Genomic DNA, 20,949 nt, shown 5'->3' with positions numbered 1-20,949 from the left:
AATCCCCCCGGCGGCGCCGATCATGCCTGGGGAGGGGTCACTCGAAGGAGGGGTGTTGCCCGCAGGAAGCCGATTTTCGAATAGGTATTCGATAGTCTGAGGGGTACCGGAGCAGCGCGAAGCGATACGAGGCGACACTAGGCACGCGGAGCTAGGGGGGTGCCAGGCCCATGGCACGGCGCATCGACGTGACAGGAGCCGGCGGCGTACACCTCGCCGCCTGGGAGTTCGCGGACCCGCCCAAGAAGGACGACCCGGAGCGGCCGTCTCCCGGTGTGCTGTTACTGTACGGCCTGATGGGCCGCGCCTCGCACTGGGCGTCCACCGCCCGCTGGCTCTCCGGACGGCACCGGGCCGTCGCGCTCGACCAGCGCGGCCACGGCCAGAGCGACAAGCTCCCCCAGGCCGCGTACACGCGTGAGGCGTACGTGGAGGACGCCGCGGCCGCCATCGAGCAGCTGGGACTCGCCCCGGCGGTGGTCGTCGGCCACGCCATGGGCGCGCTGACCGCCTGGCAGCTCGCCGCGAAGCGCCCCGAACTGGTCCGGGCTGTGATCATCTGCGACATGCGGGCCTCCGCCCTCGGGGCGGCCTCGCAGCGCGAGTGGGCCGAATGGTTCAAGGCCTGGCCCGTCCCCTTCGCCACGCTCGCCGACGTACGCAAGTGGTTCGGCGAGGACGACCCCTGGGTGGAGCGGCCGAACCCGGCGCGCGGGGAGTTCTACGCCGAGGTGATGCACGAGTGCGCCGACGGGTGGCGGCCTGTGTTCGATCCGGACCGGATGCTGAGCTCCCGGGAGACCTGGGTGTACGACGCGCACTGGGAGGAGCTGGCCCAGGTGCCGTGTCCCGCGCTGGTCGTGCGCGGGGTGGACGGGGAGCTGGGGCGGGCTGAGGCCCAGGAGATGGTCCGGGTGCTGCCGAAGGGGGAGTACGCGGAGGTGGCCGACGCCGGGCACCTGTTGCCCTATGACCGGCCGGAGGCGTGGCGGGCGGCTGTGGAGCCGTTTCTCGACCGGCTGGGGGAGTGAGGGGGCGCGAGCGGAGGGGGCGCGCTGCAGCTAGCCCTTGCTGACAGCTGTCAGGATCTCCGGGAGGTGGGCCGCCGTGCGCGGTGCTGCCAGGCGCAGGCCCGCCCAGGTGATCGTCGCCCCGTAGGCCGCGCCCACCGGTAGCAGGAGCCAGGTCCAGGCGTCGCCCCCGGCGGTCACGTTCAGCGTGATGGCCAGGGCGATGACGGGGGCGCACAGCAGGGCCGCCGAGACCATGCCGCCGAAGATCGCGATCCAGGCCAGGCCGGTCTGGCCCGCGGCGACGTTGCGGTGGCCCTCCTGGGGGATGGAGTACGGGAAGCGGGCCGAGGTCCAGGCGCCGGTGGCCAGCATCGCGCCGAGCAGGGCGAAGGAGAGGCCGAGCACCTCGGGCAGCCGGCCCCAGTCGTCCAGCACCGCCGTGGTCAGGACGGTCACCAGCGTCGCGTACGGCAGGGTGATCAGCAGCAGGGCCAGGGCCCGGCCGCGCAGCTCGGCGTAGGCGTCGCGGGCGGACGAGATGGTCATGGCCACCATCCAGAACGCGGAGGTGTCCTGCCCGAACTGGTTGTACATCTGGATCCCCAGCATCCCGGCCGCGAAGCACGCGAAGTAGACCGACCCGGTGCCCTGCACGGCGTTGAAGACGGGCACGATCACACCGATGGCCAGCGAGGTCACCCACGCCGCCTTGGTCTTCGGGTCCCGCCAGACGTAGCGCAGGCTGCGCGCCATGACGGTGCCGGTGCGTCCGGCCGGGAGCAGGGCGCCCAGGCCGCCGCCCGCCGACGCGCGGCCCCTGGAGTCCGCCGGCCGGTCGGGGGCCTGGAGCGTGGAACCGTCGGGTGCGGTCATCAGCCGGGTCAGGGTCCTCGCCCACACTCCGACGAGCAGCGCCAGTGCGGCGGCGGACAGGGCGAGTTGCAGCACGGCCGTGCCGTACGACCTCTCGCTCGCCGAGTGCACCGCCCCGATCGCCGACGCGGGCGGCAGCCACCGCACCACGTCGGACACCGGCGCGAGCTCCCCGAGCCCGGCCGAACCCAGGCTGCGGGCCGCGAAGTTGACCAGCTGTGCCCCGACCGCGATGACGAGGCCGCTCAGTACGGCCAGGTCCCGTCCCTTGCGGCTGCTGAGCAGCCGTACGTTGGCGGTGGCGATCACCCGCGCGAGCGCCACGCAGATCAGCAGCGTGAGGGCGACGCCGACGACGGCGACGCCGTACCCGGCCGCCCCGTGCGCCACCGACACCGCGCAGCCCACCAGCAGCACCAGGGTGAACAGCGGTCCGATGCCGACCAGGGAGGCGGCGAGCAGGGCCCGGACCAGCGGGCGTGGCCGCAGCGGCAGCATCACCAGCCGGGTCGGGTCCAGGGTCTCGTCGCCGCTCGGGAAGAACAGCGGCATGAACGCCCAGCCGAGTGCCAGTACGGCGGCGCCCAGCACGGCGACCGCGTCCACGTGCGGCTGCCCCCGCAGCAGGACCAGCCCCAGCAGCTGCACCACCGCGAACAGCAGCGCGACGACCGCCGACGCGACGAACGCGGCCCGCCGGCCGCCGGACTGCCGCAGTCCGTTGCGCAGCAGCGACAGCTTCAGCCGGACCACGGTGGAGGTCACGTCGGTCATCGGGCCCCGCCGCCCAGCCAGTCCAGGTCCGAGGCGGTGTCCCGGCCGCTCGCCCCGACGAGTTCGAGGAACGCGGCCTGGAGCGTGGGGTGTTCCCCGCGCACCTCGGCGAGCGTTCCCGTCGCGCGGATCCGGCCCGCCGCCAGCACCGCGACCCAGTCGCACAGCGACTCGACGAGTTCCATGACGTGGGAGGAGAAGACGACGGTCGCCCCGGAGCCGGTGTAGCGCTCCAGCACGCCTCGGATGATCTGCGCGGACACCGGGTCCACGCCCTCGAACGGCTCGTCCAGGAACAGCACTTCGGGGTTGTGCAGGAGGGCGGCCGCGAGACCGATCTTCTTGCGCATGCCGGTCGAGTAGTCGACGACGAGTTTGTGCTGGGCACCGGCGAGGTCGAGCACGTCCAGGAGCTGGGTGGCCCGCTTGTCGACCTCGGCGCCGGGCAGGCCGCGCAGCCGTCCCGAGTAGCCGAGCAGTTCGCGTCCGGAGAGCCGCTCGAAGAGCCGGAGTCCTTCGGGGAGGACGCCGATGCGGGCCTTCACGGCGACCGGGTCCCGCCAGACGTCGTGCCCGACCACCTCGACGCTGCCCTGGTCCGGCCGGAGCAGCCCGGTCACCATGGAGAGGGTGGTGGTCTTCCCGGCACCGTTGGGCCCGACGAGCCCGACGAACTTCCCGGCGGGCAGCGACAGGTCGATCCCGCCGACGGCGACCTGCTGCCCGAACCGCTTCCATAGCCCACGAACACGCACGGCATCGGTCATGGGCCAACCCTATGGGGGGAGCGCCCCTTCAGGGGCGCGAGGAACTGCGCGCTCAGCCACATCGCACCCGCAGCCGCACGATCACAGCACTCGGCACGCCACCGGGCGCTACCGGTCCCTCTCCCGCCCGCACGCGTAGGCCAGCGCCGAGATCAGCTCCTCCACATCCGGCAGCCACCGGTTCGCCGCCGTCGGCCGGCGGGCCCACTGCACGGCCCCCCGCGACCCGTACCGGGTGGGCGGGGCGGGGACGTACGCGCCCTCCCCGAGCGCCGTCAGATCCAGCGACGCCGGTGACCAGCCCAGCTTCCGCACCAGCTCCGGCAGTTTCACCGACGCCCCGGGAAGGACGAAGAACTGCATCCGGCGATCAGGGGTCAGCGTCACCGGCCCCAGGGCCAGCTCCATCCGCTCCATCCGCGCCAGCGCCAGGAACCCGGCCGTCTCCGGCACGGACAGCGCGTCGAAGGTGCGCCCCGTGGGCAGCAGGATCGACGCCGTCGGCTGCTTCTGCCACATCCGGCGCGCGACCGTCGCACTGCCGGTCGCCTGCGTCGCCCAGTCCGGACGCGCCGCGTGCGCGCCGGGCGCCGCGCACGCGACCTGCCCGCAGGAGCAGCGCTGCACCCCCTCGGCCGCTTCCAGCCAGGTGCCGGGGAAGACGTCCCAGTGACGCTCCTCGGCGTAGCGTACGGCGGTCTCCAGCAGCGATTCCCCCCGCTGCTTCGGAATCTGAGCGGCTTCGGTGCCGACGATCGTCTCTTCCACGCTCAACACAACTCCCGCATCCACCTGGAGTTACGGGCGTTACGCGCGCGGGGGAGGAGCATCTTTTCCGCAATCGGGGCGCATGGATGCATGTGTGGGGGCGCGCAGGAGGAACCGGGGCGTGAGCGGGTAGTCACCTGTGGGGGGTTGGCGGCGGTCGTCCCCGTGGTTCCGCCGCGTTTACCCGGCAATCCTCGCATGTCCCGCATTTTCGGTATGTCCGCTGGGCAGTGATCGCAAAGGCCGGATCTTTTCCCTACAGGGAGTTCGCAGGGGGTACGCCATGGCCGCAAGGCCGCTTGTCGCGCGGCAGCCGAACGAACGGTTGCAGGCGCTCATCCAGGAGGCGGGGTGCTCGAACGCCGGGCTCGCCCGCCGGGTCAACATGTGCGGCGCCGAGCACGGGCTCGACCTGCGGTACGACAAGACGTCCGTGGCGCGCTGGCTGCGCGGCCAGCAGCCGCGGGGCCGGGCGCCCGCGATCATCGCCGAGGCGCTGGGGCGCAAGCTGGGCCGTACGGTCACGATCGACGAGATCGGCATGGCCAACGGCAAGAACCTCGCGTCGGGCGTCGGTCTCCAGTTCTCGCCGACCGTCCTGGGGGCCATCGAGCAGGTCTGCGAGCTGTGGCGCAGTGACGTGGGGCGCCGGGACTTCCTGTCCGGTTCCTCGGTGGCCGCGTCGGCGCTGGTGGAGCCGAGCCGGGACTGGCTGATCTCGGCGCCGGACGCGCAGGTGGCGCGGCAGGCCGGCCCGCGGGTCGGGCAGTCGGACGTCGCGGCCGTGCGGGCGATGACGCAGGCGCTGACCGACCTGGACCACCAGTTCGGCAGCGGGCACGTGCGCCCGGTCGTCGTGCACTACCTCAACAGCGTCGTGTCCGGGCTGCTGGCCGGCTCCTACCGGGAGTCGGTCGGGCGGGAGTTGTTCGCCGCGGTGGCCCGGCTCACCGAACTGGCCGGGTACATGGCCGTGGACACCGGCCAGCCCGGTCTCGCCCAGCGGTACTACATCCAGTCGCTGCGGCTCGCGCAGGCCGCCGGGGACCGCGGCTACGGCGGCTATGTGCTCGCCGCCTCCATGAGCCACCTCGCCGCGCAGCTCGGCAACCCCCGGGAGATCGCCCAGTTGGCGCGGGCGGCGCAGGAAGGGGCGCGCGGCCGGGTGACGCCGCGCGCGGAGGCGATGTTCCACGCGGCCGAGGCCCGCGGGCACGCGCTGCTCGGCGACGCGCGGGCCGCGCAACTGGCGTCCGGACGGGCGGTGTCCGCGATGGAGGCGGCCGATCCGTCCTCCGGTGACGACCCGGCGTGGATCGCGCACTTCGACGAGGCCTACCTGGCCGACGAGTTGGCGCACTGCCACCGTGACCTGGGGCAGGCCGAGGCGGCGGCGCGGTGCGCCCGGCAGTCGCTGGACGGGCACCCGCCGACCCGGGCGCGGCGCCGCGCCATCGGCTATGTGCTCCTCGCCACAGCGCAGGTGCAGCAGCGCGAGATCGAGCAGGCCTGTGCCACCGGGACGAAGGCGGTCGAACTGCTGGAGACGGTCCGGTCCAACCGGGGCGCCGAGTACCTGGAGGACTTCCAGCAGCGCCTGGAGCCGTTCCGGGACGAACCGGTGGTAAGGGAGTTCGGCGCCCGCCTGGATCTGCAGGCGGCCGCATGAATTCATGCCCCGCGCATGCGTGAACGTGGGGGAAACCACACGTTGCCGCTCAAGAGACGGCATATACAGCGCAGCGCGGGGCGGTTTCGTCACTCCTGTCACCGGGAACAAGATCGCGCCTTTGGCTGCGTGGCACCTGGTGGAGGGGACCCGGTAGCGTGAGCCGACGATTCACAAGGTCCCCCATTAGTAGGAGTCCCGGTGACGCAGAGTGGACAGGGCGAGCCCGCGCGCGAAGGCATCGTGCTGCCCTCCGACGGCGGCGAGCCCTTGCTGCCGGGCATGACGGGCGGTTCGGCCCGCCCGGTGCAGCCGCCCGCCGCGCCCCCGGCGCCGGCCACCGCGCCCTCCGAGGGCCAGGAGTGGGGTCAGCCGTGGGGGCCCGGCCACCAGCAGGGCGCGCCCCGGCCCCAGCAGGACTGGCCGCAGGCGGCGGGCCAGGAGTGGAACTCCCCGGGCCCCGGCCCGCTCCCGCCGGAGGGGGCGTCGTACGGCGGCGGCTACGAGCAGTCGTACGGCGGCTACGGCGCACCGTCCCCGCAGCAGCCGTCCTACGGCGGCGCCCCGCTGCCCCCGGCCGCGGGACAGGCCCCCTACGGCGCCCCGCTGCCGCCCGCCGACGAGGGCGCCACCCAGTACATACCCCCGGTGCCGGCGGACGAGGGCGCGACCCGGTTCATACCCCCGGTGCCGGCCGGGCCGGTGGACGAGGGCGCCACGCAGTACCTGCCGCCGGTGGCGGCGGGCCCCGAGGGAGCCACCCAGCTGATCCCGCCGGTCGGTCCCGGGGCGCTGCCGCCGGAGAACCCGCACGAGCGGACCGCCTACCTCGGCCGGAGCGCGCCCGCGGCGCACTCCGACGCCGACGCCACGCAGTACATCGCGCCCTACCCGGCCGGTGGCCCCCAGGACGCGCAGGGTGCCGATCGCCGGCCGCCCGCCGAGTTCGACAACCTCTTCCGCAGCGGGCCGGGCGGCGAGCCCCCCGCCGCGTCCACCGCCCAGCTGCCCCGCTTCCAGCAGGGGCCCCAGCCCGCTTACACCCCGCCCCAGCCCCCGCCGTCGTACGACCGCTACGACGACGCCGGTGACGGCCGGGGTGGCCGGAGCCGGTCGAAGGTGCCCCTGATCGCGGCGATCGGGGTCGCCATCGTTGCCCTCGGGGTCGGCGCCGGTGCCCTGCTCAGCGGGGGCGGCGGCTCGGCCGGCGACAACAAGACGGTCGCCGCGTCCGCGTCGGCCGGTGCGGACTCCTCGCAGGCCGCGGCCGACCCCGCGAAGGCCCAGGCCGTCGCCCTGGACAAGCTGCTCGCGGACAGCGGCAGCAGCCGGGCCAGCGTGATCAGCGCCGTCGCCAGTGTGAAGCAGTGCCAGAACCTCGGCGGCTCCGCCTCCGACCTGCGCGACGCGGCCAGGCAGCGCACCGAGCTGATCACCCGGCTGTCGAAGCTGTCCGTCGACAAGCTGGCGAACAACGCGGAGCTGACCGCCTCCCTCACCAAGGCCTGGCAGGCCTCCGCGAACGCCGACAACCACTACGCGGCCTGGGCCGACCAGGCGGGCGGCAAGCACGGCTGCCACAAGGGCCAGGCCCGCGCCACCGGCCAGACCGCGGCCGGCAACCGCGAGAGCGGCACCGCCAGCTCCCAGAAGGCGAAGGCGGCGGCGCTGTGGAACAGCATCGCGAGCAAGTACGGGCTGACCCAGCGGCAGCCGACCCAGCTGTGACCCGGGCGCCGGTCAGCTGAGGTCGGCGTTCTCCAGGGTCCGCGTCATGTCGAGGGCGGTCCTGTTGGCCGACTGCAGCAGGCCGCCCCTGACCGTCTGGACGTTGACGTCGGCGTTGGCCAGCCGGGAGAAGCCGGCGGCGGCCAGCTTCCCCTGGTAGGGCCAGGTCAGGGTCGGGGTGAGGCCGCCGGTGGAGACCTTCAGGCCGTTGTTGAGGGCGCGGCGCACGCTGTCGGAGGTCACCGCGCCGTCGCCGGCCTTCGCCAGGGCGGCGGCGAGCACCTTGAAGGCGATCCAGGTGGTCTGCACCCCGGCGTCGGCCGGGTCGATCCGGTTGTCGCCGAAGGCCTCCTTGCTGATGACCTTCTTCATCTCGTCCCAGCGCGGGTCCGAGGCGACCGGGTACCAGCCGGTGATGTACGACCCCTCGTACGGGCCGGACGCACCGCCGGTGGAGTTGACGACCGTCTGGTCGACGCTGCCGATCTCGGCGGCCGTCTTCACCTTCGGGTAGTCCTGGCGGGCCCGCTGGAAGCTGTCCATGAAGGTGGCCGTGCGCCCCCCGAGCTCGGGCACCACACAGCCCGTCTTCGCCGCTTCCGAGGACGCGCTCTCCAGCGCCTGCTTCGACTGCTCGTCGTACGCGGTGAGGTCCTCGGCCGCGAGCTGGTCGATCGCCTTGCCGTGGCCGCCCGCCCGCAGGCCCGAGTCGAGCAGCTGGGGCAGCTGGTCGCCGGCGATGCTGTCGGGGCGGACCAGGGTGACCGGGCCGCAGGACGTGGCCAGCGCCTCCCCGAGCCCGGCCAGCAGGGTGAGCTGCCCGCCGTTGACGGGGTAGGAGACGGGGCTGGTGAACTCCTCGTTCGAGGCCCCGTAGCCGCCTATGTAGGGGATGGCCGCGCCTTCCAGCGGGGGGAAGTAGGAGTCCCCGAACTGGCTGTAGGAGCCGACCACCGCGACCACGTTCTCGTCGACCGCGCGCTGCGCGCAGCTCGCGGCGCCCACGCTGGTGTTGTGGTCGTTGCAGGTGAGCAGCTTGAGCTGGTGGCCGCCGAGGCCGCCCTGGGAGTTGAGCCAGCGCACGACGGCGGACGCCATGGCGGGCATGCCGGGTTTGTTGGTGGCGCCGGTCTCCTGCGGCGCCCAGGTCATCACCTTGATCGCGTCGTCCGCCGGACCGGCGAGACCTGGGACGGTCCCGCAACCGGCGGCGAGTGACGCACAGGCCGCCAGGGCCACCGCGGACAGGACGGTGGCTCTGCGGGGCCGGTGGGGCGAAGGAGGAAAGGTGCTGCGCTTGTGCCGACTGCCGGTCATGCTCACGCACGATTCCCCCACATCGAGAACCCGGGAGTGACCATCGGTCAACGAAGGGTGACACGCAGGTGAATTACGGGGGCCGGTGAAGGTCTGGTGACGAGGAACGTACGATCGATGACCGTGCAAGGTTCGGAGAACTCTTCCCGTCGCGGCCGTCGCTCCTCCACCATGGGCGACATGCCACTCAATGACATGCCGTGGTGGCGCTGGCGCAGCAATGTGCGTTCCGCGCTGCACATGCTCTCCGACCCGGACTTCCAGCGGAACGTCTGGCTGGCCGGCCAGGACGGGTACGGCGATGTGACCGACGCGGTCTACCGGCTGGTCGAGGACACCTGGCTGGACAACTGGTCCGCCGAGAAGTACGTCGGGACGATATTCCGGGACTCGCAGGAGGCGGCGCTCGTCGACACCGCCGTGCTGCGGGTGCTGCGGATCATGCACCAGGTGGGGCCGGACGCGCCGGTCTCCGCCTACCTCGACCACCAGGGGTGGCCGGACGCGGTCCGGGCGGCCCGGGACGCGCACCTGCGCCTGGCGGCGAGCGACGGCGACGACCCGGACGCACCGCCGCGCAGCCTCGAAGTGCTGCGGATCATGACGCGGGCGGCGTAGTCCCGCGCGGCGGCCGGTGTCCCGGGGGGGCGGGACGGCGGTCCGCGTGGCGGACAGGCGGTGTCGGGCGCGGCGGGGCATGAGATTCTGTGGTGCATGACCGATCAGCCCACCCGAGCCCAGGCCGCCCCGGCCGACCAGTACGTCCTCACCCTCTCCTGCCCCGACAAGCAGGGCATCGTGCACGCCGTGTCGAGCTACCTGTTCATGACCGGCTGCAACATCGAGGACAGCCAGCAGTTCGGGGACCACGACACCGGTCTGTTCTTCATGCGCGTGCACTTCTCGGCCGAGGCACCGGTGACGGTCGACAAACTGCGGGCGAGCTTCGCGGCGATCGGCGACTCCTTCCACATGGACTGGCAGATCAACCGGGCCGACGAGCGGATGCGTGTCGTCCTCATGGTCAGCAAGTTCGGGCACTGCCTGAACGACCTGCTCTTCCGCGCCCGGACCGGCGCGCTGCCGGTCGACATCGCCGCGGTGGTGTCCAACCACACGGACTTCCAGGAACTGGTGGAGTCCTACCACGTCCCCTTCCACCACATCCCGGTGACGAAGGAGACCAAGGCCGACGCCGAGGCGCGACTGCTCGAACTGGTCCGTGAGCAGGGCGTCGAGCTGGTCGTGCTGGCCCGTTACATGCAGGTCCTCTCGGACGACCTGTGCAAGCAGCTGAGCGGCCGGATCATCAACATCCACCACTCGTTCCTGCCGAGCTTCAAGGGCGCGAAGCCGTACCACCAGGCGCACGCGCGAGGCGTGAAGCTGATCGGCGCGACCGCGCACTACGTGACCGCCGACCTCGACGAGGGGCCGATCATCGAGCAGGAGGTCGAGCGGGTCGGGCACGACGTCACCCCGGACCAGCTGGTCGCGATCGGCCGCGACGTGGAGTGCCAGGCGCTGGCGCGAGCGGTGAAGTGGCACGCGGAGCGGCGCATCCTGCTGAACGGCCGCCGTACGGTCGTCTTCGCCTAGCGGGCAGGGCGGTTCTCGTCGCAGGGCGGCTGCGGGAGGTTCGTGGTCGCCCGCGCAGTTCCCCGCGCCCCTGAAGGGGCGCTGCCGCAACGCGCCCTGAAGGGGCGCGGGGAACTGCGCGACCAGCCCCCACCCACCCGCGGACTACATGCGGCTCAGGCTCGCCGCCGCGAACAGGACGTCTCTGATCGCCGTGCGGTCGCCCAGCTGGCCGGCGGCCGCCTCCTCCGGCGGCACGTGTCCCGCGGCCAGCTGGCAGAACTCCACGTCGTCCAGGGCCACATGGGCCACCTCGAACTTCGCGGAGCCCACCGCCCCCGGCGAGTCCAGCGGGATCAGCCACTCGCCGCCGCCGCTGCCCTCGATCTCCAGCCGCAGGCTCCGGCCGGGCTGTCCGGCGGGGACCAGGTGGGGTGTCGGACCGGGCGCCGCCAGCCCCGCCTGCCTGCGGGCCGCCAGGACGAGGGGCAGCATCCGTGCCGCGAGGTCGATCATCCTGTGCAGGTGCCGAGGGGCGGGCGGCCCGTAGGGGTAGTCCACGGCGTCCGCGATGTCCCCCGCGTGCACCCAGCACTCGAACGCCCGGTCCAGCATCGCGTCGTGCAGCGGCAGTTCGAAGTCGCCGTACGACACCCCGAGGCGCCCGGCGCCGCCGCCGGTGAAGGAGACGGTCTGCACGAGACGGTGGCTCTGCTCCCGCCAGGGCACCCGCAGCGCCCGGGTCGGCGGGAAGTACGACGCCTGCCAGAAGGCCTCGGTACGGGCCGCGGGGCCGGTCGCGTCGGCGTCGCCCAGCGGGTCCTCCAGGCCCAGCGCGGTCGCCACCAGACCGTCCACGGACAGCAGGTGCGCGATGACCCCGGCGACGGTCGTACGGCGGCTCGTCGGGGTCGAACCGTCGAACCAGCGCAGCCGTACCGGCGCGTGCCACTCCGCGTCGCCGATGTCCTGGAGCAGAGCGTCCAGGCGGGCGGTCTCGGCGTCGTAGGGCGCCGCCCACGCGGGGATCGGGATCCGGGCCGGCCGACGCTCCAGGCAGGCCTCCAGGACGCGGGTGCGCAGCCCGGGGTCGAGGTCCAGGCTCTCCGGTTGGTGCAGCAGCCCGACCGCCTCCCGCAGCCGCCGCGCCTCGTCCGCGCAGGCCCCGCAGCTCCCGAGGTGGGCCTCGACGGCGAGCGCCTCCGCCGCCGAACACGCGGCCAGCGCCCACGCCCCGAGCAGCGACTTCAGGACGTCGTGCGACAACTCCAGCGGTACGGGCGGCGGTTCGGGCGCCTCGGGCAACGCCTGCCCACCGTCCTCGACGGACGGCCGAGGCAGCGGTATGCGCGGCACGCGCCCCCGTTCGCCCCCGCCGGCGGGGGTCGGGTCGGCGCCCTCGTCGGGGGCGGGGTCGTTCGGGGGATCGAAGGGGGCGCTCATGCGTCGGCTCCGTAGCCCGGCGGGGTGGTGGTGTCGTGGGCGGTGGAGAGGAGTTGCAGGCCGAGGCGGAGCCGGCGGCGGGCCTCGTCCTCGGTGACGCCGAGGTCCGCCGCGGTCCCCCGGTAGTCGCGGCGCTGGAAGTAGGCGAGGTCGAGGGCGGCCCGCAGCGGGGTCGGCATGGAGTGCACGATGTAGTCCGCGCGGGCGGCGACGGACGCCCGCCGCACCCTGCGCTCCAGCTCCTCCGCGGCCTCGGTGCCGCCGCCACCGTCGGCCGGGAGCGCGGCGGTCTCGGTGGCCCGCAGGCGCTGCACGGCCAGCCGGTGCGTCAGCGCGGCGACCCACGAGCGCAGCGGCCCCTGCCTGGGGTCGTAGGCGTCGGGATGCTCCCAGACGTGGACGAAGACCTCGCGGGTTATGGAGTCGGCGGCGCTCTCGTCGCCGAGGACACGGTGGGCGAGGCCGTGCACGAGCGAGGCGAAGCGGTCGTAGAGCTCACCGAGGGCGGCGGCCTCGCCCCGTGCGAGCCGCTGCTGCATCTTGCGGTCCCAGCGGGGTGGTGTCTCCCTCTTCGCCATGCGGCCCCCTCCCCGTGCCCGTGTCCAGCGTGTCCGCACCGTCTCCTCGAATGTAGTCGGCACGTCCGGCGACGCACGCCCCTTTGTGCCAATGCGCGCCCCGTGCCGGACCTGGAGTGGTAGAGGCCGCCCGAGCGTCCCTGTTTCCGATCCACCGGGATCGACCGCGATCGACCGGGACCAATCGAGATCAGTCGAGATCGAACAAGATCGATAGAGATCGATGTAGATCTACAGTGACCGAAACAAGACCTTTCCTGACCGTCCCTCGTTTGTCATCCGGGGTTTCGGGGAACGGCCGCTGGGCAGCCGCGCGAAAAGAAGCGTAGGAACTGGCTCCGTTTCCGGGCGGTTCCGGAGATCCGGCGAGCGGAGGGCTGAGCCGTGGCTTTCAAGGTGACCGGCGAGGAACAGGGCGAGTGGGCCGTGCTCGCGGTGTCGGGCGAACTGGACCTGGTGACCTCGCCGGTCCTGCGCCAGCGGGTGCACGACGTGGTGGCCGAGGGCCACCACAGTCTGGTCCTCGACCTGTCCGACGTCTTCTTCTGCGACTCCAGCGGGGTCGGTGTCCTCATCGCCGCCCGGCGCCTGATCCGTTCCTGCCGGGGCCGGCTGCGGCTGATCCTGCCGGCCCGGGGCGCGAGTGACGGTTCTCACGTCAACCGGGTCCTCGGCGCCCTCGGCGTCCGGCGGCTGTTCGACGTGTACGCCGACACCGACAGCGCGGTCTCCGACGAGGAGGACCCCCTGTCCGCCTAGGGCGCAACACGCCTTGGGGGCTGCCCGGACAGTGCCACACAGGTGTCCCGGAATTACCCCGGTCTTGGCACAACGGACGTTTTCCCGCTCCCCGGCCGTCGCCCGCGTCGTACGCTCGCTGCGAGGAGAACCCCCACGTCACGTAAGGCGGCCCGAACAGACATGGTCAGCACCGAGTACGAGCGACGGATCGCCGCCCGGTTCGCAACCTTCGACCAGGACGGCAACGGCTGGATCGACCGCGAGGACTTCAACTCGGCGGCCAAGGCGCTCCTCGCCGAGTTCGGCGTCCCGGCCCGCTCCGACAAGGGCCAGGCCCTGTACGCCGGCGCCGAGGCCTTCTGGCAGGGCATGGCCGGCATGGCGGACCGGGACGGCGACCAGCGCATCACCCGCGAGGAGTTCGTGAGCGGCGCGGTCAAGCGGCTGCACGACAACCCCGACCGGTTCGCCGAGATCGCCCGCCCCTTCCTGCACGCGGCCCTGGCGCTCGCCGACACCGCGGGCGACGGCACGGTGACCGTCCCCGACACCGAGCGCGTCCTGCGCGCCCTCGGCGTGCCCCCGGAGACCGCGCGGACGGTCGCCGCGGGCCTCGACACCGACGGCGACGGCAGGGTCGCGGAGGCGGGGATCGTCCCGGCGTTCGCCCGCTACTTCACGATTCCGGAGTGACGGCCGCCGCGGAGGAGCCCGAGAACCGCTCGCGCAGCCGGTACTTGAGCACCTTGCGCAGCGTCTCGTTGCGCGGCAGGGCGTCCACCACCTCCAGCCGCTCCGGCAGCTTGTGCACCGACAGCCCTTCCGCGCGCAGGTAGGCCACCACCTCCGGGAGCGTCAGCACGGCCGCGCCGGGCGGCTGCTCGACCACCGCGCACACCAGCTCCCCGCGTTCGGCGTCGGGCAGCCCCACCACCGCCGCGTCGCCCACCGCCGGATGCGCGGCGAGCAGGTCCTCGATCTCCTTCGCCGAGATGTTCTCGCCCTTGCGGATGATCACGTCCTTGAGCCGCCCGGTGAGGACCAGGTGACCGCTGTCGGTCACCTGCCCGAGGTCGCCGGTCCGCAGGAACCCGTCCTCGTCGAAGGCCGCCGCGGTCTGCGCGGGATCCAGGTACCCCTGGCACACCGCCTCCCCGCGCAGCCGCACCTCGCCGCCCTCGGCGATCCGTATCTCCATCCCGGCCGGCGGCCGCCCCTCGGTCGTCGCCAGGTTCTCCGCCGTGTCGTCCGGCGCCCCCATCGTGATCATCGGCACCTCGGTCATGCCGTAGCCGTGCGTCAGCTGCACCCCCATCTCCCGCACCACCGCGTAGTACACCTCCGGCGGCTTGGGCGCCCCGCCGCCCGCGAGCAGCCGCAGCGAGGGAATCACCCTGGTCCCCGGCCGTTTGCGCTGCTCGGCCAGGAACATCGAGTAGAACGCCGTCGACCCGCCCGCCACCGTCACCCCGTGCCTGCGGTACTCCGGCAGCGCGTCCGGCAGCGCGAACTGCTCGAACAGCACCGCAGGAAAGCCGTACAGCAGCAGCATCACCGTGTAGTCGGGGCCCGCGATGTGCGCGTACGGGAAGGCCATGGAGCCCACGTCGTCCGCCGTGAGCCGCAGGGCGTGCGCGAGGCAGGAGCCGCCCGCGACGAGCGAACGGTCCGTGTGCAGGACGCCCTTGGGGTCGGAGGTGGTGCCCGAGGTCCAGTAGATCCACCGGACCGAGGTGCCCTCCGCGGGCGGGGCGGGCAGCACGGCCGGGTCGCCGTCCGGCAGCCCGTCGGCGTCGTACACCTCGAAGACGCCCTTCGCGCCCAGCCGCCGGGCCAGCTCCGTGTGGTCGAAGCCGCGCCACACGCCCGGTACGGCGAAGAACTCGGCCCGGGACTCGCGCAGCGCGAAGCCGACCTCGCGGTCCCGGTAGAAGGGGATGACCGGGGACTGCACGGCGCCGAGCCTGGCCAGCGCGAAGGACAGCACGGCCGTCTCGATCCGGGTGGGCAGCTGCCAGGCGACGACCGTGCCGGGGCGCACGCCCATGCCGTACAGGCCGGCCGCGACGCGTTCGGCACGCGCGCGCAGTGCGCCGAAGGACAGCGTCCGGTCGCCCTGGAGGAACACCGGGCGTTCCGGGGTGAGTTCGGCGCGGCGGGCGGCCAGGTCCCAGAGGGTGCGGGAGGCGCTCAGCTCGTGTGCGATGGCGTTCGTGTCGTCCATGGCCGGACCCCTGTCCTGTCCCTCTCCAGCTGACGAGTCGTCAGATCGTAGGTCCTGGCGCCTTGCCGGTCCAGGGGTGCGGGGCTAGCCTGCAATATCTGACGAGCCATCAGCTCCGTGGGGGTGCCTGCCGGTGGATCTGTCGTACACGCCCGAGGAGGAGGACTTCCGGGCGCGCCTTCGGGAGTGGCTCGCCAAGGTGCTCCCTGGTCTGCCGCCGAAGCCGCGCCCCGAGGACTGGCCGGGCCGCCGCGCCTACGACCTCGGCTGGCAGCGCACGCTCCACGACGCCGGGTACGCCGACGTCCACTGGGACGCCTCCCCGACCGTCCGGCTGATCTTCCTGGAGGAGACCGAGAGGGCCGGCGCGCCCTACGTGGGCGCCAACTTCGTGGGCCTGCTGCACGCGGGCCCGACCATCGCGGCCGAGGGCACCGCGGAGCAGCGGGCCCGCTGGCTGGCGCCGATCCTGCGCGGCGACGAGGTGTGGTGCCAGGGCTTCAGCGAACCGGACGCCGGCTCCGACCTGGCCGCGCTGCGCACGCGCGCGCGGCGCGACGGCGACGACTACGTGGTGAGCGGATCCAAGATCTGGACCTCGCACGCGGAGGTCGCCGACTGGTGCGAGCTGCTGGTGCGGACGGACCCCGGGGCGCCGAAGCACCGGGGCATCAGCTGGCTGGCCCTGCCCATGGACGCCCCGGGCGTCACCGTACGGCCGCTGCGCACGCTCGCCGGTTCCGACGAGTTCGCCGAGGTGTTCCTCGACGAGGTGCGGGTCCCCGTCGCCAACCGGGTGGGCGCCGAGAACGACGGCTGGCGCGTCACCATGGTGACCCTCTCCTTCGAGCGCGGCACCGCCTTCGTCGGCGAGGTCGTCGCCTGCCGCCGGGTGCTCGGCGACCTCGCGCGCGCGGCGCGTGCGAACGGCAGCTGGGACGACCCGGTGCTGCGCCGCCGCCTCGGCCGGCTGAACGCCGAGTTCCGGGCGCTGTGGCGGCTCACCCAGTGGAACGTCAGCGAGGCGGAGGGCCGGGGCGTGCCCGGCGTCGGCGGCTCGGTCTTCAAGCTGCGCTACTCGCACGCGCGCCAGGAGCTGTACGACGCGGCGGCCGCCGTGCTCGGCCCCGACGCGCTCGACCTGGACCGGCCGTGGGTCCTCGACCGGCTCTCCTCCCTCTCGTACACCATCGCCGCCGGGACCTCGCAGATCCAGCGGAACATCGTGGCCGAGCGGATCCTCGGACTGCCGAAGGGGCGGTGAACGGACGTGCGTTTCCGGCTGACCGGTGAGCAGAGGTCGTTGCGGGACGGCATGCGGGCGCTGCTCGGACGCCGGTTCGACGGCGCGGCGCTGCGGGCGGCCGTGGCCGCGCCGGGCCTGGACCGGGAGCTGTGGCGGGAGCTGGGCGCGGCCGGGTTCTTCGCGCTGCGGCTGCCGGAGGCGGCGGGTGGGGTCGGACTGGGGCTGCCGGAGGCCGTGTTGGTGTTCGAGGAAGCCGGACGGGCGTTGCTGACCGGCCCGTTGCTGGCCACCCACCTCGCGGCCGCCGACGTGCCGGGCGCGGCCGAGGGGGCGACCGTGGTGGCCCGCGTGGACGGCGGCCTGGTGGAGTGGCTGGCCGAGGCCGACGTTGTGACGGGGGGCGCGGGGGACGTGCCGGCGGCCGTACCGCTGCGCTCCGTCGACCCGTTGACGCCCCTGCACCGGGTGCCCGGTGGCGGAGCCCCGGATCCGGTGGCCGTGCTGCTGACCGCCGCCGAGCAGCTCGGCACGGCGGTGCGCGCGTGCGAGCTCGCCGTGCAGCACGCTCGCACACGCGTGCAGTTCGGGCAGCCGATCGGGGCCTTCCAGGCGGTCAAGCACCTGTGCTCGGAGATGCTGGTGCGGGCCGAGACCGCGCGTGCGGCCGTCTACGCGGCCGCCGTGACCGCCGACCCGCTGGACATCGCGGCGGCCCGGCTGCTCGCCGACGAGGCCGCCGTGGCCGGCTCCCGGGACTGTCTCCAGGTGCACGGCGGGATGGGCTTCACCTGGGAGACGGAGGTGCACCTCCTCCTGAAGCGGGCCTGGGTGCGGTCCCAGCGTGGCGGGGGTGTCACGGAGAGTGAGGAGAAGCTCGCGGCCGACCTGCTCGGGTGACCGTGCGGCAGGGCTCTGGTCTGCGGAATCGACGCCCAGGCGGTCAGGATGTCGCGGATTGTGGCACGACGGGATCACGGAGCGTTGATACCGGGTTGTGTCCAACGCGTGACTCGTCACGGCCTGGAGTCGGGTGTCCGCTCCGGTACCTTCTGTGGGATGCGAGCGGTTCCGAGGACGAGCCATGCCCGCGGCGCCGTCGAGGCGGCCCCGCGGCTCGTGGCGCGTGCCGCTGTTCGCAGGGCGGTAAGGGCTTGCGCCCCCGCCTGTTCGACTCCCCGCCGCGAGCGTCGCACAGTATGCCGTAGGCGTACTCCTTCGCGCTGGAATATGCCCGAAGCGCTTGTTGGGGTGACTGTACGTCAACCATGCTGTCTCGTAAGGGAATCACGTTCCGTGACCCTTGCTCTGGCCGTTGTTCTGGCCATGCAGAAAATGGCTACGATCGTGGCCCTCGTCGCCCTCGTCGTCGCGGTCCTCGTCGTGGCGTTGGCTCGGCGCGGGTTCATGTGTCCGCCGGTTCGGATGGTGTGAGCGGTGCAGGTGCTTCAAGTGCAGCTGGAGATCCGGCCCGACCCCGCGGAGGTGGGGCGGGCCAGAAGGTGGGCCCGCTCGCGCCTCGCCGGGTCCGGTATAGCGGTGGACGAGCCGCTCGCCGAGACGTTGATCCTGCTCGTCTCCGAGCTGGTCACCAACGCCGTCGTGCACACCGGCCGGCCCGCCGTGCTGCGGCTCTCGCTGCCGGGCGCGGACCGCGCGGCCGAGGAGGACCCGGCCACCGTGCGGCTGGAGGTCGCCGACGACAGCACCCGCGCGCCCGTGCCGAGGTGCGTCGACGGTGACGCGACCGGGGGCCGCGGCCTCGCCCTCGTCGACGGACTCGCCGACCGCTGGGGCTGGAGCCGGGAAGGCGCCGGCAAGCGCATCTGGTGCGAACTCGACCGGTGCTCGGAACCCCGGCAGGGTGCGGCGGTGGCGTACGGGGGCGGTCTGGCCTCCTTCGAGGGGCTGGCGTTCGAGGCGGTGTGATCCCCGTGTGCGGTGATGCGCCGGGGGTTGCATCCGTGCGCGCCCATGGTGAATCGGACCGCGACGGGCAAACCCCGAACGGGTGTTGACGCCCCGTGACCATTTGAACACGCTTGAGGTCTGCGATTCGCCGCGAGGGGACGGCGAGGGGTCCGGCCGCGGACGTCCTCGTCGAGTGTGGGTCGAGACGGACGGTGGCGTGCGGGGCCGGGCTCGGGGCGGGCCCGCGCGCGTGACCGTCCGGATTCCGGGGGGATGGGGGAGGGTCGGTGTCACGCCGGTTCCCGGCGTGACACCGACTCGGACTCCCGCTCGGGCCGCGCCGGGCTTCAGAGGACGGCCACGGGTGCGACGGGGCTGCCCGTCGCACCCACGAACGGCTCGGGCGTCGCCGACAGCAGGAACGCGTACCGGCCGGTTTCTCCACAGGCTGTGGACAACTCTTCGAGATTCCAGTTCTGGCCCTGGAGCATGCCCATCTCGACCAGGTCCAGGGCGTGCACGGGCAGCCAGAGGTCCTCGATCTCGGGCGGGAAGATCTCGAAGGTGAGGGTGTCGTTGGCGACGGCCGCCACGTCGCGTGCGTGGAACCACTGCGGGGTCCGCACCGAAAGGCCCGGCGACGGGTAGCCGTACCCGTGCTTGTCCCCGGCGAGGTACACCTGCACCTGCCCGGTCCGCACCAGCACGATGTCACCGGCGCGGACCGACGTCCCGGCCAGCTCCTCGGCGGCGTCCAGATCCTCCGGGGTGACCGCGTGGCCGCCCGCCAGCCGCTCGACGCCCCGCGCGCGTGCCACGTCCAGCAGCACCCCGCGCGAGACGATGTGCCGCGCCTTGTCGATCCCCGCGAACCCGGCCCCGCCGTGCGCGGTCACGGTGTCCGCCGGGCGGCCGTTGTACAGCCGCCCCGAGTGCGAGACATGGGTGAGCGCGTCCCAGTGGGTGCCCGCCTGCAGCCCCATCGTCACGGCGTCGTCGCTGCACGCGACCGTCCCCGGCCCGAACAGCTCCTGGTTGATCTGCACCATCGCGTGCAGCGGGTTGACCCGTCCGGGGATCATCCCGGTCTGCACGCCGTCCTCCCGCAGCGGCAGGGCCAGGGGGACCCGCCGGCCGGTGCGCACGGTCGCGGCCGCCTCCCGGACCACCTCGTCGGTGATCAGGTTCAGCGTGCCCAGCTCGTCGGCGGTGCCCCAGCGCCCCCAGTTGTTGACGCGCTTGGCGATGTCGTGGAACTCAGCCGGCAGTGACATCCGGTTCCTCCCCGGGGCTTGTGTCCGCACATCAGACGCGCCATAAAATCTAACGGTCCGTCAGAAACCGCGGGAAGGGGCCGGGCATGGGGAACTTCTTGGCAGGCAGGGTCGTCGCCGTGACGGGTGCCGGGCGCGGTATCGGACGGGCCGTGGCGCTGGCGGCGGCGGCCGAGGGGGCGAAGGTCGTCGTCAACGACTACGGCGTCTCGGTCGACGGCGCGTCGCCCACCAGCGAGGTCGCCGAGGCCGTCGTCAAGGAGATCGAGGCGGCGGGCGGCGAGGCGGTCGCCGTGGCCGACGACATCTCCACGATGGCGGGCGGCCGGCGGATCGTGGACGTGGCGCTGGCGTCGTACGGCCGGCTCGACGGGGTCGTGTGCGTGGCCGGGATCCTGCGCGAACGGATGCTGTTCAACATGACCGAGGAGGAGTGGGACCCGGTGGTCGCCACCCACCTCAAGGGCACGTTCACGGTGTTCCGGGCGGCGTCGGCGGTGATGCGGAAGCAGCGCGCGGGCACCCTGATCGGCTTCACCAGCGGCAACCACCAGGGTTCCGTCTCGCAGGCCAACTACAGCGCGGCCAAGGGCGGGATCATCTCGCTGGTGCGCAGCGCGGCGCTCGGCCTGCACAAGTACGGGGTGACCGCCAACGCGGTGGCACCCGTGGCGCGTACCCGGATGTCGGCGGGGGTGCCGATGGAACTCGCCGAGATCGGGGAGCCCGAGGACGTGGCCGCGTTCGTGGTCTACCTGCTCTCCGACGCCGCGCGGGACGCGGGGGTCACCGGGCAGGTCTACACGGTCGCCGGGCCGAAGATCGCGGTGTGGGCCCAGCCGAGCGAGGTGCGGGCCGCGTACGCCGAGGGGGGCTCCTGGACGCCGGAACGGATCGCCGAGGTGCTGCCGGGGAGCGTGGGGGTGGAGCCGATGCCGATGCTGGCCCGGGTGGCGGCGATGGAGGCCGCTGCGCGGGGCGGGGGGCGGCCGAACGCCTAGGGGGGTGGGGGTGCGGTGTGTGTGCGGGTGCGGCTCCGTCGTGGTTG

The 20,949-nt window shown here is 73.0% G+C and carries 20 protein-coding genes; 12 read left to right on the top strand and 8 right to left on the bottom strand.

Features of this window, described 5'->3' with window-relative positions:
• Positions 1-170: 170 nt before the first annotated feature.
• Complete coding sequence (locus tag AB0G52_RS10275; RefSeq protein ID WP_361335587.1) at positions 171-1,031, top strand: alpha/beta hydrolase; 861 nt, start codon at positions 171-173, stop codon at positions 1,029-1,031.
• Positions 1,032-1,061: 30 nt separating this feature from the next.
• On the opposite strand, the gene AB0G52_RS10270 is transcribed toward AB0G52_RS10275, so the two are convergent.
• From AB0G52_RS10270 to AB0G52_RS10260, 3 genes are all read right to left on the bottom strand, one after another.
• Positions 1,062-2,660 (bottom strand): transporter, encoded by a 1,599-nt coding sequence (locus tag AB0G52_RS10270; RefSeq protein ID WP_361335584.1) that lies wholly within the window; start codon positions 2,658-2,660, stop codon positions 1,062-1,064.
• Positions 2,657-3,427: an ABC transporter ATP-binding protein gene (locus AB0G52_RS10265; RefSeq protein WP_132891636.1), complete on the bottom strand. Its 771-nt coding sequence runs from the start codon at positions 3,425-3,427 to the stop codon at positions 2,657-2,659. The genes AB0G52_RS10270 and AB0G52_RS10265 overlap by 4 nt, the downstream gene beginning before the upstream one ends.
• A gap of 108 nt (positions 3,428-3,535) precedes the next feature.
• On the bottom strand, positions 3,536-4,204 hold the full coding sequence (locus tag AB0G52_RS10260; RefSeq protein ID WP_361335581.1) for a bifunctional DNA primase/polymerase: 669 nt from the start codon (positions 4,202-4,204) through the stop codon (positions 3,536-3,538).
• 274 nt (positions 4,205-4,478) lie between these two features.
• On the opposite strand from AB0G52_RS10260, the gene AB0G52_RS10255 reads away from it, so the two are divergent.
• Together AB0G52_RS10255 and AB0G52_RS10250 are read left to right on the top strand one after the other, a co-directional pair.
• The gene (locus AB0G52_RS10255) at positions 4,479-5,864 is read left to right on the top strand and encodes a transcriptional regulator (protein ID WP_132891634.1); all 1,386 of its coding nucleotides are present in this window, start codon (positions 4,479-4,481) and stop codon (positions 5,862-5,864) included.
• A 201-nt stretch (positions 5,865-6,065) separates the two neighbouring features.
• Positions 6,066-7,592 (top strand): hypothetical protein, encoded by a 1,527-nt coding sequence (locus AB0G52_RS10250; protein WP_361335578.1) that lies wholly within the window; start codon positions 6,066-6,068, stop codon positions 7,590-7,592.
• 12 nt (positions 7,593-7,604) lie between these two features.
• Here AB0G52_RS10250 and AB0G52_RS10245 read toward each other — a convergent pair whose 3' ends face one another.
• Positions 7,605-8,909, bottom strand: a complete 1,305-nt coding sequence (locus AB0G52_RS10245; protein WP_132891632.1) for an ABC transporter substrate-binding protein — start codon at positions 8,907-8,909, stop codon at positions 7,605-7,607.
• Positions 8,910-9,026: 117 nt separating this feature from the next.
• Between AB0G52_RS10245 and AB0G52_RS10240 the strand changes: the two genes are divergently transcribed.
• Both AB0G52_RS10240 and purU read left to right on the top strand, forming a co-directional pair.
• Positions 9,027-9,527: a hypothetical protein gene (locus AB0G52_RS10240; protein ID WP_132891631.1), complete on the top strand. Its 501-nt coding sequence runs from the start codon at positions 9,027-9,029 to the stop codon at positions 9,525-9,527.
• A gap of 96 nt (positions 9,528-9,623) precedes the next feature.
• The gene (gene purU, locus AB0G52_RS10235; RefSeq protein ID WP_132891630.1) at positions 9,624-10,508 is read left to right on the top strand and encodes a formyltetrahydrofolate deformylase; all 885 of its coding nucleotides are present in this window, start codon (positions 9,624-9,626) and stop codon (positions 10,506-10,508) included.
• A 144-nt stretch (positions 10,509-10,652) separates the two neighbouring features.
• Here purU and AB0G52_RS10230 read toward each other — a convergent pair whose 3' ends face one another.
• The gene (locus AB0G52_RS10230) at positions 10,653-11,930 is read right to left on the bottom strand and encodes a maleylpyruvate isomerase N-terminal domain-containing protein (RefSeq protein WP_132891629.1); all 1,278 of its coding nucleotides are present in this window, start codon (positions 11,928-11,930) and stop codon (positions 10,653-10,655) included.
• Positions 11,927-12,508 (bottom strand): sigma-70 family RNA polymerase sigma factor, encoded by a 582-nt coding sequence (locus AB0G52_RS10225; protein ID WP_132891628.1) that lies wholly within the window; start codon positions 12,506-12,508, stop codon positions 11,927-11,929. The genes AB0G52_RS10230 and AB0G52_RS10225 overlap by 4 nt, the downstream gene beginning before the upstream one ends.
• Before the next feature lie 384 nt (positions 12,509-12,892).
• On the opposite strand from AB0G52_RS10225, the gene AB0G52_RS10220 reads away from it, so the two are divergent.
• Together AB0G52_RS10220 and AB0G52_RS10215 are read left to right on the top strand one after the other, a co-directional pair.
• Entirely contained in the window at positions 12,893-13,267 is a 375-nt protein-coding gene (locus tag AB0G52_RS10220) for an STAS domain-containing protein (protein ID WP_132891627.1), read from the top strand.
• Positions 13,268-13,429: 162 nt separating this feature from the next.
• The gene (locus tag AB0G52_RS10215; protein WP_132891626.1) at positions 13,430-13,942 is read left to right on the top strand and encodes an EF-hand domain-containing protein; all 513 of its coding nucleotides are present in this window, start codon (positions 13,430-13,432) and stop codon (positions 13,940-13,942) included.
• Here AB0G52_RS10215 and AB0G52_RS10210 read toward each other — a convergent pair.
• On the bottom strand, positions 13,926-15,473 hold the full coding sequence (locus AB0G52_RS10210) for an AMP-binding protein (protein WP_361335571.1): 1,548 nt from the start codon (positions 15,471-15,473) through the stop codon (positions 13,926-13,928). The genes AB0G52_RS10215 and AB0G52_RS10210 overlap by 17 nt on opposite strands.
• Before the next feature lie 133 nt (positions 15,474-15,606).
• Between AB0G52_RS10210 and AB0G52_RS10205 the strand changes: the two genes are divergently transcribed.
• The 4 genes from AB0G52_RS10205 (at position 15,607) to AB0G52_RS10190 (ending at position 18,645) form a co-directional block, all read left to right on the top strand.
• A complete protein-coding gene (locus AB0G52_RS10205) occupies positions 15,607-16,737 on the top strand; it encodes an acyl-CoA dehydrogenase family protein (protein ID WP_132891624.1) in 1,131 nt (376 codons plus the stop codon).
• Between the two features lie 6 nt (positions 16,738-16,743).
• Entirely contained in the window at positions 16,744-17,616 is an 873-nt protein-coding gene (locus AB0G52_RS10200; RefSeq protein WP_132891623.1) for an acyl-CoA dehydrogenase family protein, read from the top strand.
• A gap of 396 nt (positions 17,617-18,012) precedes the next feature.
• Complete coding sequence (locus tag AB0G52_RS10195; protein WP_165939481.1) at positions 18,013-18,150, top strand: hypothetical protein; 138 nt, start codon at positions 18,013-18,015, stop codon at positions 18,148-18,150.
• Between the two features lie 18 nt (positions 18,151-18,168).
• Positions 18,169-18,645 (top strand): ATP-binding protein, encoded by a 477-nt coding sequence (locus AB0G52_RS10190; RefSeq protein WP_132891695.1) that lies wholly within the window; start codon positions 18,169-18,171, stop codon positions 18,643-18,645.
• Between the two features lie 329 nt (positions 18,646-18,974).
• Here AB0G52_RS10190 and AB0G52_RS10185 read toward each other — a convergent pair whose 3' ends face one another.
• Complete coding sequence (locus AB0G52_RS10185) at positions 18,975-19,901, bottom strand: cyclase family protein (protein WP_361335566.1); 927 nt, start codon at positions 19,899-19,901, stop codon at positions 18,975-18,977.
• Between the two features lie 86 nt (positions 19,902-19,987).
• Between AB0G52_RS10185 and AB0G52_RS10180 the strand changes: the two genes are divergently transcribed.
• Positions 19,988-20,902 (top strand): SDR family NAD(P)-dependent oxidoreductase, encoded by a 915-nt coding sequence (locus AB0G52_RS10180; RefSeq protein WP_132891621.1) that lies wholly within the window; start codon positions 19,988-19,990, stop codon positions 20,900-20,902.
• The last annotated feature ends 47 nt before the right edge of the window (positions 20,903-20,949 follow it).

It is taken from the genome of Streptomyces sp. NPDC021562 (assembly GCF_040640875.1).
In the GTDB taxonomy this organism is placed as follows: domain Bacteria; phylum Actinomycetota; class Actinomycetes; order Streptomycetales; family Streptomycetaceae; genus Streptomyces.
This window is presented reverse-complemented; position numbering and strand designations above follow the sequence as displayed.